General features: G+C 60.1%; 13 protein-coding genes. 8 read left to right on the top strand and 5 right to left on the bottom strand.

The features are described from left to right. The gene (locus tag JI748_RS02560; RefSeq protein WP_201634775.1) at nucleotides 1-2,148 is read right to left on the bottom strand and encodes a M48 family metallopeptidase; all 2,148 of its coding nucleotides are present in this window, start codon (nucleotides 2,146-2,148) and stop codon (nucleotides 1-3) included. Between the two features lie 660 nt (nucleotides 2,149-2,808). Here JI748_RS02560 and JI748_RS02555 point away from each other — a divergent pair. From JI748_RS02555 to uvrB, 4 genes are all read left to right on the top strand, one after another. Further along, nucleotides 2,809-4,104, top strand: coding sequence for a type IIL restriction-modification enzyme MmeI (locus JI748_RS02555; RefSeq protein ID WP_201634773.1), 1,296 nt, complete (start codon nucleotides 2,809-2,811; stop codon nucleotides 4,102-4,104). Further along, a complete protein-coding gene (locus JI748_RS02550) occupies nucleotides 4,082-5,548 on the top strand; it encodes a DNA methyltransferase (RefSeq protein WP_201634771.1) in 1,467 nt (488 codons plus the stop codon). The genes JI748_RS02555 and JI748_RS02550 overlap by 23 nt, the downstream gene beginning before the upstream one ends. A gap of 92 nt (nucleotides 5,549-5,640) precedes the next feature. Continuing rightward, on the top strand, nucleotides 5,641-6,117 hold the full coding sequence (locus JI748_RS02545; protein ID WP_201634769.1) for a hypothetical protein: 477 nt from the start codon (nucleotides 5,641-5,643) through the stop codon (nucleotides 6,115-6,117). Nucleotides 6,118-6,596: 479 nt separating this feature from the next. After that, the gene (gene uvrB / locus JI748_RS02540) at nucleotides 6,597-8,954 is read left to right on the top strand and encodes an excinuclease ABC subunit UvrB (RefSeq protein ID WP_407644943.1); all 2,358 of its coding nucleotides are present in this window, start codon (nucleotides 6,597-6,599) and stop codon (nucleotides 8,952-8,954) included. A gap of 232 nt (nucleotides 8,955-9,186) precedes the next feature. On the opposite strand, the gene JI748_RS02535 is transcribed toward uvrB, so the two are convergent. The 3 genes from JI748_RS02535 to JI748_RS02525 all read right to left on the bottom strand — a co-directional run bounded on the left by JI748_RS02535 (nucleotide 9,187) and on the right by JI748_RS02525 (nucleotide 12,306). Next, nucleotides 9,187-9,846, bottom strand: coding sequence for an RloB domain-containing protein (locus JI748_RS02535; protein ID WP_201634767.1), 660 nt, complete (start codon nucleotides 9,844-9,846; stop codon nucleotides 9,187-9,189). Further along, nucleotides 9,830-11,140 (bottom strand): AAA family ATPase, encoded by a 1,311-nt coding sequence (locus tag JI748_RS02530; protein ID WP_201634765.1) that lies wholly within the window; start codon nucleotides 11,138-11,140, stop codon nucleotides 9,830-9,832. The genes JI748_RS02535 and JI748_RS02530 overlap by 17 nt, the downstream gene beginning before the upstream one ends. 818 nt (nucleotides 11,141-11,958) lie before the next feature. Further along, on the bottom strand, nucleotides 11,959-12,306 hold the full coding sequence (locus JI748_RS02525; RefSeq protein ID WP_201634763.1) for an endonuclease domain-containing protein: 348 nt from the start codon (nucleotides 12,304-12,306) through the stop codon (nucleotides 11,959-11,961). 220 nt (nucleotides 12,307-12,526) lie between these two features. Between JI748_RS02525 and JI748_RS02520 the strand changes: the two genes are divergently transcribed. Further along, a complete protein-coding gene (locus tag JI748_RS02520) occupies nucleotides 12,527-12,808 on the top strand; it encodes a hypothetical protein (protein WP_201634761.1) in 282 nt (93 codons plus the stop codon). Between the two features lie 276 nt (nucleotides 12,809-13,084). Continuing rightward, nucleotides 13,085-13,450 carry a hypothetical protein gene (locus JI748_RS02515; RefSeq protein ID WP_201634759.1) on the top strand — a complete coding sequence of 122 codons (366 nt, stop codon included), beginning with the start codon at nucleotides 13,085-13,087 and terminating at the stop codon, nucleotides 13,448-13,450. Between the two features lie 440 nt (nucleotides 13,451-13,890). Here JI748_RS02515 and JI748_RS02510 read toward each other — a convergent pair whose 3' ends face one another. Beyond that, nucleotides 13,891-14,310 carry a hypothetical protein gene (locus tag JI748_RS02510; protein WP_201634757.1) on the bottom strand — a complete coding sequence of 140 codons (420 nt, stop codon included), beginning with the start codon at nucleotides 14,308-14,310 and terminating at the stop codon, nucleotides 13,891-13,893. Nucleotides 14,311-14,497: 187 nt separating this feature from the next. On the opposite strand from JI748_RS02510, the gene JI748_RS02505 reads away from it, so the two are divergent. Both JI748_RS02505 and JI748_RS02500 read left to right on the top strand, forming a co-directional pair. Next, on the top strand, nucleotides 14,498-15,004 hold the full coding sequence (locus JI748_RS02505; RefSeq protein ID WP_201634755.1) for a pyridoxamine 5'-phosphate oxidase family protein: 507 nt from the start codon (nucleotides 14,498-14,500) through the stop codon (nucleotides 15,002-15,004). Between the two features lie 103 nt (nucleotides 15,005-15,107). Continuing rightward, nucleotides 15,108-15,728 (top strand): DUF4142 domain-containing protein, encoded by a 621-nt coding sequence (locus JI748_RS02500; protein ID WP_201634753.1) that lies wholly within the window; start codon nucleotides 15,108-15,110, stop codon nucleotides 15,726-15,728. Nucleotides 15,729-15,759 lie beyond the last annotated feature (31 nt).

The following is a 15,759-nucleotide window of genomic DNA, read 5'->3' as shown; positions in this document are numbered from 1 at the left end:
CTACTCTTGGGTGGGAGAAAGTTCGGCAGGCGCCGTTGCCAGCGCCTCGCGCGCCGCTGCGGCCTGCGCATAGCGATCGATCAGCTCGATATAGCCCTTCGCCTTGAGCTTTTGCGGCGGCACCGAGCGGATCGTGACGACCCAGGCGCCCGGATTAAGGATGATGCGACCGCGCCCGCCAAAGCCGACGCACTTGGGAAACTTGGCCGAGCGCTTCAGCAAAAACGTCGTAACCATCGTCCCAGACGCGTTCACCGCCGAATAATTCCGCACCTCCGACCACATGATCGGCCGGTCAAGATGGCGGTGCTCGACCCGATCCGGATAAAGCCACATGAACGGCGTTCGCGATCGCTGCACCGCCTGCAGTCCGAGAAGAAGAATAAAGCCGCCGCAGAGCCCGAACGCCACCGTAAGGATTATGCTCTCGCTGCCAAAGCCCGGCAGACCGAACGCCAGGGTCCAGGCCGCCAGTGCCAGCATGGGCACCGCAATAACAAACATCATTATGGCTATCGGCTTGGTGTTCTCGTAAAGCGCCACCGCCTCCTCGCCCACCGCCGAGGCAGTCGCCGTCAGCGCTTCCCGGTGCTCGGTGCTGGCGCGGTGCGATGCGCCCACAAGTCCAGCCGTAACCAGGCGGCTCACCGCCACCGGATCGGCGAAGTATGACGCGAGCCGCTTGTGCCCGTCCTCCGGCAGTGCCACTGCCGCCGCGACCCGCTGCGGATCAAGGCTGAAGCCGAATGCCGCCAACCGATCGCGGCTATGCGGATGGCTGTCGGTTGGGTGAACGATCGCCTGCGCCAGGAGCGGCGTCGGATCATCCAGTCCCCGCTCCCCCGCCGCCTCGAGCAGGAACGGCACGATGTCCTCGGGCACCCGGTCCGGATTGGCCCAGGCGTAAGCGACCACGTCATCGATCACACCGGCAACCGCGCTATGGCGCAGCAGCGCCCGCCCCGCCGCGTCCTGCGACGTTAGCGTGGCGCTTTTCGCGTCGGCCTCAAGCTCGCGGATCCGGCTCCAGTGCTGCACCGCGAGGTGAAAGCGATCCGACACGAAATAGCCAAGCGCAAGTGCCGGCGCCGTAAGAAACGACAGTGATCCATCCCGCGCCCTTCCTGCCGCGGCCACGGCATCCAGCGACCGTCCGAAGCCGTTGTAGATCGGCAGGAACTTTTGGCTATAGGCGGTGTCTTCGCCGGCAAAATGAGCCAGCTCATGCCCGATCACGGTCGCCGCTTCATCGAGCTGCATGAACACCAGATGCCCCAGCGGCACATGGAGCGTATTTCCCGTAACGGTTTGCTCATCAGGCAAGAGCTTCACCGGCCCCGACACCACGAAAAAGCCCTGCGCCAGCCCGACCGCGATCGTGTCCGGTACCGGCGCGCCCAGCCGCTGCGCAAAGCTCTCCACCAGCCGCCACAGCCCCGGCGCCACATCCCGGTCCACCGCCTGCGCGATCAGCGGATAAGCCTCGGGCTCGAACAACAGGGAAAACCGCCGCAGCTGCGCCAGCGCCTGCCAGGCCGTGACCAGTGCCAGCGCCACAAGAGCCGCAGCAATGGCCAGCACATAGGCCTGCCCCCGACCCAGCCGATCAAGCCGCACCAGCGGCGCCACTTCAAACAAGACGATGCTGACTGCTGCCAGCGCCGTGATCACCACCAGCCCGATCAGCGCCCCCGGCAAAATGCGCCGCACGACCGAAAATCCATGCAAGAGGCCCGGCCGCGTTCGCGCACCAACGGCCGCAAGCATTCCGCTGACGAGGATGACCCCCAGGCCGATAAGGAAGGCCGCCCCGCCACTGGCGATCACCACCGGCGGCAGAACCTGCCGGTATTCCGCCACGGCCAGCGCCAGGTCAAACCCGCCGATGGCCTCGCGCATCTTGTCGAGCGCAAACTCGCCGACATAGGTATTGCCATCCGCCTGATAGCGCATGCCCATATTGATGCCGCCGAACTCAGGCGGCGGCAGCGCCTCCATCTCCACCAGCTGCGCCTTGAGCGCCGACCGCTCGCCCACCACAAAATCCCGATACTCTGTCCCCCGCCCCGTCTCCCAGAGCCCCAGCGCCACCACCAGGAGCGGCAGCACCAGCGTCGAAACGACCAGAAACAGCTTCGAGTTCAGCATAGGCGCAATCCGGCAAAAATCGTTCAGCCCGAACTGGCTACAGCATTTCCCAAGACGCTTCCATGACGAACAAAAGGGTTCAACAAGCCCCTACCCTCCTCCCCCTGCTCAAGGGGGAGGTAGCGCAGCTAGGCGCCAGCCGTAGCGCAGCTAGGTGGGGTCCCTCTCCCCAATACCCACCCAGCCCCGGCCCTCCCTCCCCTTGATGGGGAGGGTAGCGAAGCTTGGCCGTCAGGCCTTAGCGAAGCTGGGTGGGGTGGGGCAAAGCACGCAAGCTAGGCGCCAGCCATAGCGAAGCTAGGTGGGGGTCCCTTCCCCCGATACCAACCCAGCCCCGGCCCTCCCTCGCCTTGAGGGGGAGGGTAGCGAAGCTTGGCCGGCAGGCCTTAGCGAAGCTGGGTGGGGTGAGGCAAAGCACGCAAGCTAAGCGCCAGCCACAGCGAAGCTGGGTGGGTGTTCCTCCCCCAATACCAGCCCAGCCCCAGCCCTCCTCCCCCTACCAGGGGGAGGTAGCGCAGCTAGGCGCCAACCATAGCGAAGCTAGGTGGGGGTCCCTTCCCCCAATACCAGCCGCCCCCCCAACGAGGGAACCGTAGCGCAGCCAGGTGCCCCCCTTGCATTCCCCCACCCTCCCGCTACTTTGCGGGCAGGGGAAACTGCATGCCATCACCGATCGAACACTTCATCGCGCGCTGGCAAAACCAGACCGGCGGCGCCGAACGCGCCAACTACGCCCTCTTCCTCACCGAACTCTGCGCGATGCTCGACGTCGCCCCGCCACAGCCCGCTTCCGCCGAACACGAAAACAACGACTACGTTTTCGAGCGCGCCGTCTCCTTCAAGGAAGCAGGCGACAAGATCGGTCATGGCCGTATCGACCTCTACAAGCGCGGCCACTTCGTCCTTGAAGCCAAGCAGAGCCGCCAGAAGGGCGGCCGCAAGGCCATTGCCGGCCAGGAAGAACTCTTCGAGCCCAGCACCGCCCCCGCCGGCCGCCGCACCGCCGACCGCAACTGGGACATCCTGATGCTGAACGCGCGGCGTCAGGCCGAAGACTATGCCCGAGCCCTGCCCGAAAACCACGAATGGCCACCCTTCATAATCGTCTGCGACGTAGGCCACGCGTTTGAAATCTTCGCCGACTTCACTGGCAAGGGCCGCAACTACACCCAGTTTCCCGATCGCCAGAACTTCCGCATTTACCTTGAAGACCTGCGCAAGGACGAGGTCCGCGAACGCCTGCGCCTGATCTGGACCGATCCGGCCGCCCTCGATCCCACCCGCAAGGCGGCCAAGGCGACCCGCGACGTTGCCGAACGCCTCGCCAACGTCACCCGCCTGCTCGAAGCGCGCGGCTTTGATCCCGAACTGGTCGCGCAATTTCTTATGCGCTGCCTCTTCACCATGTTCGCCGAAGACGTGAAGCTTCTGCCGGAAGGCAGTTTCCAGCAGCTTCTGAAGAAGTGCGCGGATGATCCGCAAAAGTTCAAGCCCATGGTCAGCCAGCTCTGGACCGCCATGAACACGGGCGACTTTCCTTACGCCATCGAGGCACATGTCAAGAAGTTCAACGGCGATTTCTTCCGCAACCCGGTCGTCCTGGAACTCAAGCGTGAGGAAATCGGCGAACTGCTGATGGCCGCGACCAAGCAGTGGCGTGATGTTGAGCCTGCCATTTTCGGCTCCCTTCTCGAAGGCGCGCTCAATCCCAAGGAGCGCTCAAAGCTCGGCGCCCATTACACGCCTCGCGCCTATGTCGAACGTCTGATCATCCCCACCATCATGGAACCGCTGCGCGCAGATTGGCGCGATGCTGCCGTCGCCGCCCGTAAACGGCTTTTGCGGTTACATGGGAACTATTCTTGCACCCATAGCCGAGGTTTATGCATGCTGCATATGCATAAGCAAAAGCTTCATAACAACAGGAGTCAACGTGAACAAGCTGTACTACGGTGACAATTTGGAAGTGCTTAGGCGTCACATCCGATCAGAATCGGTAGACCTTGTTTATCTTGATCCACCATTTCAAAGTGGACGTGATTACAATGTTCTTTTCGAAGAACAAGATGGCACAAAGGCTAAAGCTCAGATTAAGGCTTTTGAAGATACTTGGGAGTGGGATACTGAAGCAGCGCAGTTGTACGACGAGACGGTCCGCGAGGGGGGCTCCGTAGGCAACGCACTTGAGGCTTTTAGACAGTTACTTGGCGGTACGCCAATGCTTGCATATTTATCCATGATGGCCCCACGACTGGTAGAACTTAGGCGCGTCTTGAAGCCAACTGGGTCAATCTACCTTCATTGTGACTCCACAGCAGGTGCATACCTGCGACTTCTAATGGACTCCGTTTTTGGACCTAAGAATTTCCGCAATGATATTCTTTGGTACTACTACAACAAGATGCACGATAGACGGAAGAAGTTATTTCCAAGGGCTACAGACACCCTCTTATTTTACGTAAAGGATGTCACAGAACCGTTCGTATTTAAGCAGCTCAAGGAGATGCGAGACAAACCAACGATGCAGCTCGCGAGGAAAAAGGTGGACGGGCGCATCGTCAATGCAAAGGACGAAGATGGTCACGTTATCTATCGCTTGAAAGAGGACCGCACGATTGACAACGTTTGGCGCATCTCCACGATACAGCCTGCCGACACCAAGCAAAGGATGGGTTACCCAACTCAGAAGCCTGAACGCCTGTTGGAGAGAGTTATAGAGGCCAGCAGCAACGAAGGTGATGTTGTACTTGATCCTTTTTGCGGCTGCGGCACCGCTATCGCCGTAGCTCAACGAATGCGGCGTAACTGGATCGGGATAGACGTCACCCATTTGGCTGTCGGACTAATCAAATATCGGCTGCTACACTCTTTCGGATCTGCTCAAGGTAAGGACTACGAGGTAATCGGAGAGCCGACTACTTTAGAGGGTGCTATCCAACTTGCCTCCGATGATCGGCATCAATTTGAGCATTGGTCTCTTGGGTTAGTAGGTGCTCGGAAATCTGCAAAAGCGAAAGGGGCAGACAAGGGCGTTGATGGGCAGTTGTCGTTCCAAGAAGGCGGCGTAGGCAGTCCGCATCAGAAGGTACTGATTTCCGTCAAGTCTGGCAAAGTATCGTCGCCGATGATCCGCGATCTGCGCGGTGTTTTGGAGCGCGAAAAAGCAGCTATCGGACTTTTCATAACTTTGGAGCAGCCAAGCAGAGATATGCGGACAGAAGCTGCTAATGCCGGGTTTTACGAGTCCCCGTGGGGAAAGCACGCTAAACTGCAAATCTTGACTATAGAGGATTTGCTTGGAGGCAAGTCTCCAGACTTACCACCATTTCAGCGAGGTGGGACCACGTTCGCAATACCCGGAGTTGTTCCAGACGAAGGGCAGCAAGGTGAACTTCTCTAATCACTCCAACGTGCAGCTGCCGGGATTCCCTCGAATATACAACGACGTTTATTGGAAGCATACCTTTGAATGAACAAGGCCTAACAATAGAGATGGCTTCCCTTTTGTTCGGCAATTTCGGCAGACAAAGAGACGCTGCCGTCCTTGCCGCCTATGGCTGGCCGCAAGGCCTATCCGACGACGAAATCCTCACCCGCCTTGTTGCCCTCAACAAGGAACGCGCTGCCGAAGAGGCCGCTGGCCACGTTCGCTGGCTCCGTCCCGATTACCAGCGCCCGCGCTTCGGCACGGCCGCGCAAAAAGTACAAAAAGGTCAGCTCGACCTCGTCGCACCCGAAGACAAGGGCAAGCCCCCTTTCCCCACGGACGAGCGCCGCCGCACCGCTGCGATCTTCGCCATTCTCGCATCCGCCTCCGGTCCCGTCTCCGCCGCTGACATCGCCACCCGCTTCCGCAAGGGCAAAGCCGTGGAGCGCGAGATCGCCCTCACCCTTCGCGCCTTTGTCCGCTTCGGCGATCTTGCGAGCTTCGACGGCGGCAAGACCTTCCTGCTGCGCCAGGTGGCCTAGCCTTCCGTGATGGAACCCCAATCCCTAACAAGCATTAACGGAGTACAGGTTTGCCCCTGTGACCTCCCAAGGATGACCCCGGCCCATGCACAACGGCCGGGGTTTCTTTTTGTCCGGAGCCGATACGCGCCGGTCCTTCCCCGTGCCTCCCGCAACCGCTACACTTCGTGATCCGTTTCCTGCTGACATCGTGTGACAGAGACCCCATCTAGGGATCATCCTGTCATCCCTTTCCGATCGCGAGCGCCATGGCCCCCAAATCCACACGCCCCGGCAAAGCCGAATTTTCCATCGACGAATTCTTCGCCGAGATCGAGAAGGCCGAGGACATCCAGGCCTCCAAACCCCTCTATGCCGAGCGCATGAAAAATAAGCGCGCCCTCGATCGCGCCGACCAGGCAGCAGCCGCCGCAGCCGAGCCGAAAACTGCGCTCGAAAAGCGCCGCTCCACCAAGGCCAATTACGACACCGCCACCGGCATGGCCCCCAAGGCCCCGCGCTCCAAGGCGAACTCGGTCGAACGCGTCGATTTCTCCGGCCTGGGCGAGGCCCCGCAAGCCGGCTTCAACCACATGCCCTCGGCCAAGACCGTCGCCGGCATGGTCGGCAACCCGCGCCTCAAGGCCGACATGCTCGATGCCCTCGACGCATCGGTGAAAAAGAACAAGGCCCGCAAGAACGAGGACGTTTCGGGCGCCGCCGTCGGTGTCACCGCCACGGTCAAGGCCCTCGAGCAGATCATCCTTCACGGCCGCAAGGAGGTGGAAGGCTCCGCCCCCTGGATGCCGCACCGCCCCGAGCGCCCCACCAAGCGCGGCGCCTCCAAACCCTTCCGCCTCGCCACCGACTACGTCCCCGCCGGCGACCAGCCCACTGCCATCGCCGAGCTCGTGGAAGGCGTCGACAATGGCGAAACCGACCAGGTCCTCCTCGGCGTCACCGGCTCCGGCAAAACCTTCACCGCCGCCCAGGTCATCGCCCGCACCCAGCGCCCGGCCCTGATCCTGGCGCCCAACAAGACCCTCGCTGCCCAGCTTTATTCCGAGTTCAAGGGCTTCTTCCCCGACAACGCGGTGGAATACTTCGTTTCCTACTACGACTACTACCAGCCCGAGGCCTACGTCCCGCGCACCGACACCTATATCGAAAAAGAATCCACCATCAACGAGCAGATCGACCGCATGCGCCACTCGGCCACGCGCGCCATCCTCGAACGCGACGACGTCATCATCGTCGCCTCGGTCTCCTGCATCTACGGCATCGGCTCGGTGGAAGACTACACCGCCATGACCATCGACGTGCAGAAGGGCGAAAAGATCGACCAGCGCCAGCTGCTCGCCAAGCTTGTCGCCCTCCAATACAAGCGCGGCGACACCGGCTTCGTGCGCGGCACCTTCCGCGTCCGCGGCGATACCGTCGAAATCTTCCCCGCCCACTATGAAGCCGCCGCCTGGCGCGTTTCCCTCTTCGGCAACGAGGTCGAGGCGATCACCGAATTCGATCCCCTCACCGGCCGCAAGTCCGCCGACCTCACCTTCATCCGCGTCTACGCCAATTCCCACCACGTGACGCCACGCACCACCATGAACCAGGCGCTCAAGCTCATCAAATCCGAGCTCGCCGCGCGCCTCCAGGAACTCAACGGCGCCGGCCGCTTCCTTGAGGCCCAGCGCCTTGAACAGCGCACGCTTTTCGATCTGGAAATGATGGAAGCCACCGGCTCCTGCGCCGGCATCGAAAACTATTCGCGCTACTTCTCCGGCCGCAAGCCCGGCGAGCCGCCGCCGACCCTGTTCGAATACCTGCCCGACAATGCCCTGGTCTTCGTCGACGAATCCCATGTCACCATCGGCCAGCTCGGCGCCATGTATCGCGGCGACCTTCGCCGCAAGGCGACGCTTGCCGAATACGGCTTCCGCCTCCCCTCCTGCATGGACAATCGCCCCCTCCGCTTCGAGGAGTGGAACGCCATGCGCCCGCAATCGGTCTATGTCTCGGCCACCCCCGGCTCCTGGGAAATGGAACAAACCGGCGGCGTCTTCGCCGAACAGGTCATCCGCCCCACCGGCCTCATCGATCCCCCGGTCGAGATCCGCCCGGCCACCCATCAGGTCGACGACGTCATCGACGAGATCCGCCAGACCATCAAGAAGGGCTATCGCACCCTCTGCACCGTCCTCACCAAGAAGATGGCCGAGGACCTCACCGAATACATGCACGAACAAGGCATCCGCGTGCGCTACATGCACTCGGACGTCGACACCATCGAGCGCATCGAAATCATCCGCGACCTCCGCCTCGGCGCCTTCGACGTCCTCGTAGGCATCAACCTCCTGCGCGAAGGCCTCGACATCCCCGAATGCGGCCTCGTCGCCATTTTGGACGCCGACAAGGAAGGCTTCCTCCGCTCCGAAACCTCCCTGATCCAGACCATCGGCCGCGCCGCCCGCAACGTCGACGGCAAGGTCGTCCTCTATGCCGACAAGGAAACCGGCTCCATGGAACGCGCGCTGGCCGAAACCAACCGCCGCCGCGAAAAGCAGATTGCCTACAACGAGGCCAACGGCATCACGCCACAGAGTGTGAAGGCTCGCATCAACGACATCATCGACAGCACAGCCGAACGCGACCACGTCACGATTTCCATCGGCAAGGGCAAGGACGGCAAGGAAAAGACCGTCACCGGCGACAACCTTGCCACGGTCATCAAGGACCTCGAACGCGAAATGCGCGAGGCTGCCACGAACCTTGAGTTCGAGAAGGCCGCAAGGTTGAGAGACGAGGTTAAGCGCCTTCGCGAAATGGAACTCGACACGCTTGAAGGCGAAGTGTCGTAGTGCCTGCCCACCTCGCCCCTTCGGGGAGAGGTCGGCGCGCAGCGCCGGGTGAGGGGGCATTTCGACCCGGCCGCGAACCGGCGAAATCGCGCTAGTGGAGCGATTTTGGTGCGAACGCCATTAGAGCTGCGCTAGAATGGCTGAGCAGTGCTCAGTGACAAGGTTAAACGGCAGCGGAACATTGAATTGTATACGTTGAGGAAAGAGATTCTATGAAAGTGGTGGCTGAGACCTACTTAAAGCGGCTCAAGTCTCTTATAGATCTAGAAGCTCTTAATCCTTGCAGTCCGCTGACGCTTGCGGTGTCAAGGGCATCATAAAGAAGGTCCAAATCAGACCTTGGCCCCGTTGCGCCGTCCTGCTCACATCCGGTACGAACTAATGTCGCATTGGTTCTAGCAGTCGCCGAGAGTTCTGACATGAGCGCGATCGGCACAGCCGTGCGATTTTTTGAATATTTTGCAAAGCCAGGATATACTCTCAAATAAGGTAGAAGATCAGAAAACGAGTTCATAGATGGTCGATCGTTTCCAAAATGCAGCATAAAGTAGTATTCAATACACGGGACCGAAACAAAGACTTCTATGTCCTTTGACTGTAGGGCTGCATTTACCACCGCTGACAGCCCCGGATCGTCGTCGCGATCAACAACTAGCATTACATATACGGAATGCGGGTAACCGCGTGATGTTCCCGCTAACGCTCGACGGGCATCAGAAAGCATAGTCTGGCTCATATGCCCCGTTCCCTGAACGGAGACAACTAAGTCGTTATTTAGAACTTTTTTGTCAAAAGACTGACGCAAATACTCAAAAGCGCCACCTGTATCTTGGCTTAATATTAGGAGCGTATCCCTCTCAGACTTGCTGTGAAAGCTACGCCTCCTGCGCATCACTACTCTCCAACGACTTCATTGCCTTCACGGCCCTTATGAGGTCAATCTCAGGAAGTCCGCCATACTTGTTCTCGAGGTAGTGCTTGCCGAAGACACCTCTTCTTCTAGGACCTCCGGCCTTCGCTGTGCCAAGCTCTGCTAAAGAATACAGGTGTGTAGCGCCGTCAGGCTGCTTCTCGGTTATCCAAAGCTCATCACGCTCCAAAATCGACATCACCGATGTGTCATGGGCCGAAAAAATCAACTGTGCAGAATCAAAATTTGCTTCTGGACTTCTAAACAGCTCGACTATGAGCCGCAGGAACTCAGGGTGAAAACTTTGATTTAGCTCGTCAACTACAATGGTCATGCCCATCCTAATAACGTCGACTAAAATCCCTGCGATACCAAACAATGCTCTGGTGCCAAGCGACTCTTCGTGGAAATAAATTGGCTGCGAACTTCCAGACCTATCTCTTCTTTCAAATTCAAGCTCTAGATAATATGCCATCCCACCGCTGGAATGACTATAAATATGCTTATCTCCGGTCATTATTGCGGTTTCTTCGGGAGAATTTTCTACAACAGATCTTTCTTTTAACCTAATAGACTCAAAATTCATACCGATAGACTTAAGCAGTTCAGTTATCTGGGATGAGTGCTGTTCAGTCAGAAGCTTCCGACCGGTCACTGATTGAAACCAATTCGAAGAACTCAGCACTGGGCGTAGAAAAAGCTTTATCCACACCATGGCAGGTATCTCATCTTCGCCTGAGAATTGCTCAAGCTTGGATAGCAGCAACTGATTTTTCCCGGTTACCCTTTCAAGGAGTGCTTTGGAAAGTCCGAGACTCTTCGTAGCTGAAATGGTCTGTCCGTTTCGTACAAAGGTCTTACGCTCTCTGCCGGTGTCAGCAGTGCGCTGATAGAGCCACTCCTTGTGTACCCTCTCACCATCCAAAGTTATTCCGTAGCGCCAAACATCACTACTCACCAAACCCTTGAAGATTATTTCGAAAGAAGTTGGACTGCCTCGCAAGCTTTCATCAAGCTTAAAAGGTGTCACTGGTATTTTGTCCCCAGCAGTGTACTTGGCACTGTTCACTACTATGTTCTGGAAAGTCTGAATTGCATTCAGAAAGGACGTTTTACCGGAACCGTTAGCGCCGAATAGCCCGCCGATACGAAGAACGTTCGGATAGTACGGGTTTCCTGTCTCTAGAAGGTACGAAGAGCCTTTAGCTGGGAGCATCGACAGTGTCTGCTGCTCAGCAATGGACTGAAAATTGGAAACAGAAAACTCAATCAACATTTCTACGCCCCTTGTGCATTTTTTTTGCACATTACAGCTGAAATAGCAGGTCGGGGACAGTTGGCACAAGTGGAATTAGACGGCGTACGGGCGTCGTTCGTTTCTCGATGTGCTTGAATGCTACTGTCGTATCGCGCAGCACACCGCGCGAAATCCCAATGTACGTAAGGGAGTCTACGCTACCTCCCGGATGCCACTCTCCCCTACTGCACGGGGAGAGGTGGGGGGTCCAGCGCAGCCGGCAGAGGTGATGCGGTGGACACCGAGTGTTGAGAAACCCCCCACCCGACCTCCCGTAATTCGGGGGAGGAGTTTGCTCCACTCAGCGGCACGACCGCGCCACACCCCCGATGCGGCTCCTCCCCCTTCTGCAGGGGGAGGTTGGGTGGGGGTCCGACGCAGCCGGCAGCGATGATGCGGTGGACACCGGTTGTCCAGAAAGCCCACACCCAACCTCCCCCGTAAGTCGGGGGAGGAGTTTGCTCCACTCAGGGGCACGACCGCGCCACACCCCCGATGCGGCTCCTCGCTCCTTCTGAAGGGGGACTTCGACCCGGCCGAAGGCAAAATCGCTCCTGAGGAGCGATTTTAAGGGAGAAGGCCATGAGAGCTACGCTCGAGTGGCGGTGTGGGTCCGGCGCAGCCGATAGCGGTGATGCGGTGGACACCAAGTGTTGTAAAAGCCCCCACCCAACCTCCCCCGTAAGGCGGGGGAGGAGTTTGCTCCACTCAGGGGCGCGACCGAGAGACAACCCCGATGCGGCTCCTCCCCCGCCTTACGGGGGAGGCGGGGGTGGGGGTCCGAGCGCAGCGAGGCCCTAAGTCACATCGCCCAAAATTCCGCACAACACCTCGAACACGCCCTCTGGGTTGCCCAGCACATCCGCATTGCTGAACCGCACGACACGAAAACCCCAGCGTTCGAGAAACACCGTGCGCACCGTATCGCGCCTGATGCCCTCGTCGAAATAGTGGCTGTCGCCATCGATCTCGACGATCAGCTTCCGCTTCTTGCAGACGAAATCCACCACATACGGCCCGACCGGCGTCTGCCGCCGCCAATGCATCCCGGCCTCGCGCCATGGATAAAGCACCGCCCAAAACGCCTGCTCAGCCGCAGTCGGATTGCGGCGCTGGCTGCGGGCGAAGGTGATCTTGTCGGTCATGGTTCCCTCGGGTGGAACGATAGCAGAGGTGCAAGAGGAGAACACCCCCACCCGGCCTCCCCCGTAAGTCGGGGGAGGAGTCACATCGAGCTTGTGGCACCACCTCGCCCAGCACTAGATGGAACTCCTCCCCCTTCTGCAGGGGGAGGCGGGGTGGGGGTCCTCTTTCTACGCCAATCAACGCATTGCCCCGCACCCCCTCCCGCGCCACCCTGCCCCCATGCACCTCTCCAACGGCGGCCCGCCCCTCGACGACAACGACACCCACACCCCGCCCTGGGGCAAGAACGGCATCGGCAACTATTTCCATTGGGCCGCCGCCAAGAAGCGAGCCTTCGACGCGCCTTTGGATATCGCCAGACGCCGCGCCCAGCGCGCCGCGATGATCGGCCTGACCTACGAGGAATACACCCTCGAAATCCTCGAACGCGGCCGCTATCTCAACGCCACCGACACCACCCGCATCGCCGAAATCATCGCCAAGCGCGGCGTCAGGTACTAGGTTGCCGACAACCACCGGCTGTCACCCCGGCGCAGGCCGGGGCCCATCCTGAGATATTGGTCAAATACGCCGACACCACCTCGGCCACTCGAGCATAGCTCTCATGGCCTTCTCCGCTAAATTCGCACCACTGGTGCGAATTTGCCTCCAGCACGCGAAGAAGCGCCGAGATCATCGCCAAGCGTTCCGTCCGCTACTAGGCCAACAAATCTATCCCGCTTCTCCCCGCCCTGCCCCTCTGCCGCACACTCCCCGCCCCCAAGCCAGGAGTTTGCCATGCCACCCCGCCGCACGCCCATCACCCGCCGCCAGTACCGCGACTACATGCATGTGCGCGAAACGCTCGCCGACCTCAGAATCGAACTGCGCTGCCACCTAGCCGGCGAGAGTTTTGGCGGCATCGAAGCCGTGCTGGCGCGGCGGTTCATGGCCGATGCTGCACGCCTCGTGGCGCGCGAGCCCGGTGGCCGATCGCTCTACCGGCTTCCCGCCACCGGTGACATCCCGCGCGAAGCCATGCATGCCGCGCTTCATGATGTCGGCATCGCCCTCGCGGCCTTCGTTCGGGCCCATTACGACTATGAACCCGACGAGCTCTGGATTGAAGGCGAGGAGACTGGTTGGAGCGCCGACCCAACCTGAAACTTATCCCCGCCCGCAAAACCGGTGGCATGCTTCCCCCATTCCCGCCGACAACACGCGGCACCGACGAAGCGCCGGGCGGGAAGACGGGCCATCCGGGGTCGCCTGGAAGGATGCGTGGATGCCGACACCGGCCAGGTGAGCGTGCGGCTTTGGGGAGATGGGAACTCGCGCACCCGCCTCAAAACCAAGCAATCGCCGTCACCATTGGGTGGGCTGCTCGAGGCGTGCGCACAAAATCCCGATCGTGCGAAGCGGCTTTCGCCTCTTCACTACCAATTTTTCGGGGCGAAAGCCGCTTCTCACCGTGCTCCAACCGGAGGCCCCATGGCCGGCCGGTGCTTTGGCACGTCGAAATGAAACGGGGTGCCCGGCGAACCGGACACCCCGTTGAACCGGGAACACGGGGGGCGATCTGCTCCCGGCTTGTCTTGGAAACTCTAGTTCTTCTTCACCTGGCCCGGAGCTGCGTCCTTGGCCGCGCCCTCCTGCTGGCCCGGCGCCGATTCCTTGGCCGGACCATCCTGCTGGCCGGGCGCAAATTCACGGGCACTGTTGTTGTTGCCGTTGCCGTTGTTGCCGTCACCGATGCTGGCCTGCAGCACGGTCAGCAATTCCGGCGTTGTGGTCACGGCGGTGCACACCGACTCCAGCGTCGCCGGATCCTCGATGCCGCAGACCTGGGCGGCAAAGTTGGTCGACAGCGACACGGTATCGGGCACTTGGCCGGCGCCGACATTGAGCTGGGTAGCCAGATCGGCACGGACGCCGCTCAGTTCGATGACCACGGTGTCCTGCGCCAGTGCTGCGCTCGAGGCGAGCAGGCCGGCAGCAAAAGCCAGGATGGAAAGTCTACGCATTTGGTTCTCCTCAGGAAGGACCCTCGCCCTTATAATTCCCCAAGGCCAAACAATGTTCCGGCTAAGTGGTTGTTTTTGTTATGACATTATGCTTATAGGCTTTGTCAGCCTCCCGTCAGCCGCCACGCCCGGCAACTTCCCACCCCCTGGCTCGTTTCTCTCCCACTCACAAAGGAGAAGCGACCCGATGGTCAAGGAACACCACGACAACGACAAGAGCCCGGCCGAAATCCAGGATCGCATCTGGGAACTGGCCAAGAAGATCGACTTTTGCATGTTCACCACCTGGGATGGCGAACGCCAGCGCTCCCGCCCCCTCTCCGCCCGCCCCGAGCGCGAGAACCATGCCATCTATTTCCTCGTCGATGCTGAGGGCGAAAAAAACTGGCAGGTCGACAAGTTCCCCTGGGTCTCCTGCGCCTGGGCCGACAACAGCAATTTCAACTACGTCGTCATCTCCGGCAACGCCAAGGTCACCAATGACCGCGCCAAGATCAAGGATCTCTGGACCGATTTCGACAAGGCCTGGTGGGACGACGAAAACGACCCCTCCATTCGCCTCTTGACGGTCACCCCCGAAGATGCCGAGCTCTGGGACAGCCCCGGCAAGATCGTTTCCTTCGCCAAGATGGCCGTCGCCGCCGTCACCGGCAAGGGCCCGGAAATGGGCACCAACGAAAAGGTAAACCTCTAGTAACATCTGGCAACGGCGGGAACCAACGCCCGGAGCAAACCCTTGCAGGACACCTTTCAACCCAAGGAATCCTACCATGCTCCTTAACCCAAGGAATCCTACCATGCTCCGCCGCAATATTCTCGCCGCTGCCGCCGTTTTGCCTGTCGCCGCGATCGCCAGCCGCGCCTTCGCCCAGGACGCCGCCGCCCCCGCCAACGATGCTGCCGCTCCCGCGGCAGAGACCGCCCCCGCCGCCAGTGCTGCCGCCCCCGCAATGGGCGAAGCCGAAATGAACCACGCGCAGCAGACCAGCATGGTCGGCGCCCTCTCGCTCCTCCAGAGCCGCATTGCACTCCAGAACGCCGAAAACGATCAGGTCAAGGCTTTCGCCCAGTTCGAAGTCACCGAACAGGAGACCATTGCCGACGTTCTGATGTCCATGCAAAACGGTGCTGCCGAAGCCACTGGCGAAGTCCCCTCCCCGGCCGATGCCGACCTGATGGCCCTGATCGACGAAACCGGCCAGGCCAAGCTCACCGAACTCCAGGGCCTCACTGGAGCCGAGTTCGACTCCGCCTATGTCGCCGCCAACCTTGAAGGTCACCAGCAGCTTCTCGCCATCCAGGAAGAATATCTGGGCGCCGGCACCAACCGCGATCATGTCAACGTCACCAAGCTCGCCCGCGGCATGATCATCGAACACATCGCCCATCTCGAAGCGCTGCAGGGCGCACTGGGCTAAATTATCCCCGCCTCACACGGCGGTGCTATCA

Source organism: Devosia rhizoryzae (genome assembly GCF_016698665.1).
In the GTDB taxonomy this organism is placed as follows: Bacteria; Pseudomonadota; Alphaproteobacteria; order Rhizobiales; family Devosiaceae; genus Devosia; species Devosia rhizoryzae.
The sequence above is the reverse complement of the archived record's forward strand: the minus strand, read 5'-3'. Positions and strand labels throughout refer to the sequence as shown.

Coding starts and splice junctions, on each gene's coding strand:
- JI748_RS02530 (WP_201634765.1), bottom strand. CDS start 11,140: ATGTTGATTGAGTTTTCTGTTTCCAATTTTCAGTCCATTGCTGAGCAG.
- JI748_RS02545 (WP_201634769.1), top strand. CDS start 5,641: ATGGCTTCCCTTTTGTTCGGCAATTTCGGCAGACAAAGAGACGCTGCC.
- JI748_RS02535 (WP_201634767.1), bottom strand. CDS start 9,846: ATGCGCAGGAGGCGTAGCTTTCACAGCAAGTCTGAGAGGGATACGCTC.
- JI748_RS02555 (WP_201634773.1), top strand. CDS start 2,809: ATGCCATCACCGATCGAACACTTCATCGCGCGCTGGCAAAACCAGACC.
- JI748_RS02515 (WP_201634759.1), top strand. CDS start 13,085: ATGCCACCCCGCCGCACGCCCATCACCCGCCGCCAGTACCGCGACTAC.
- JI748_RS02500 (WP_201634753.1), top strand. CDS start 15,108: ATGCTCCGCCGCAATATTCTCGCCGCTGCCGCCGTTTTGCCTGTCGCC.
- uvrB (WP_407644943.1), top strand. CDS start 6,597: ATGGCCCCCAAGGCCCCGCGCTCCAAGGCGAACTCGGTCGAACGCGTC.
- JI748_RS02510 (WP_201634757.1), bottom strand. CDS start 14,310: ATGCGTAGACTTTCCATCCTGGCTTTTGCTGCCGGCCTGCTCGCCTCG.
- JI748_RS02525 (WP_201634763.1), bottom strand. CDS start 12,306: ATGACCGACAAGATCACCTTCGCCCGCAGCCAGCGCCGCAATCCGACT.
- JI748_RS02505 (WP_201634755.1), top strand. CDS start 14,498: ATGGTCAAGGAACACCACGACAACGACAAGAGCCCGGCCGAAATCCAG.
- JI748_RS02560 (WP_201634775.1), bottom strand. CDS start 2,148: ATGCTGAACTCGAAGCTGTTTCTGGTCGTTTCGACGCTGGTGCTGCCG.
- JI748_RS02520 (WP_201634761.1), top strand. CDS start 12,527: ATGCACCTCTCCAACGGCGGCCCGCCCCTCGACGACAACGACACCCAC.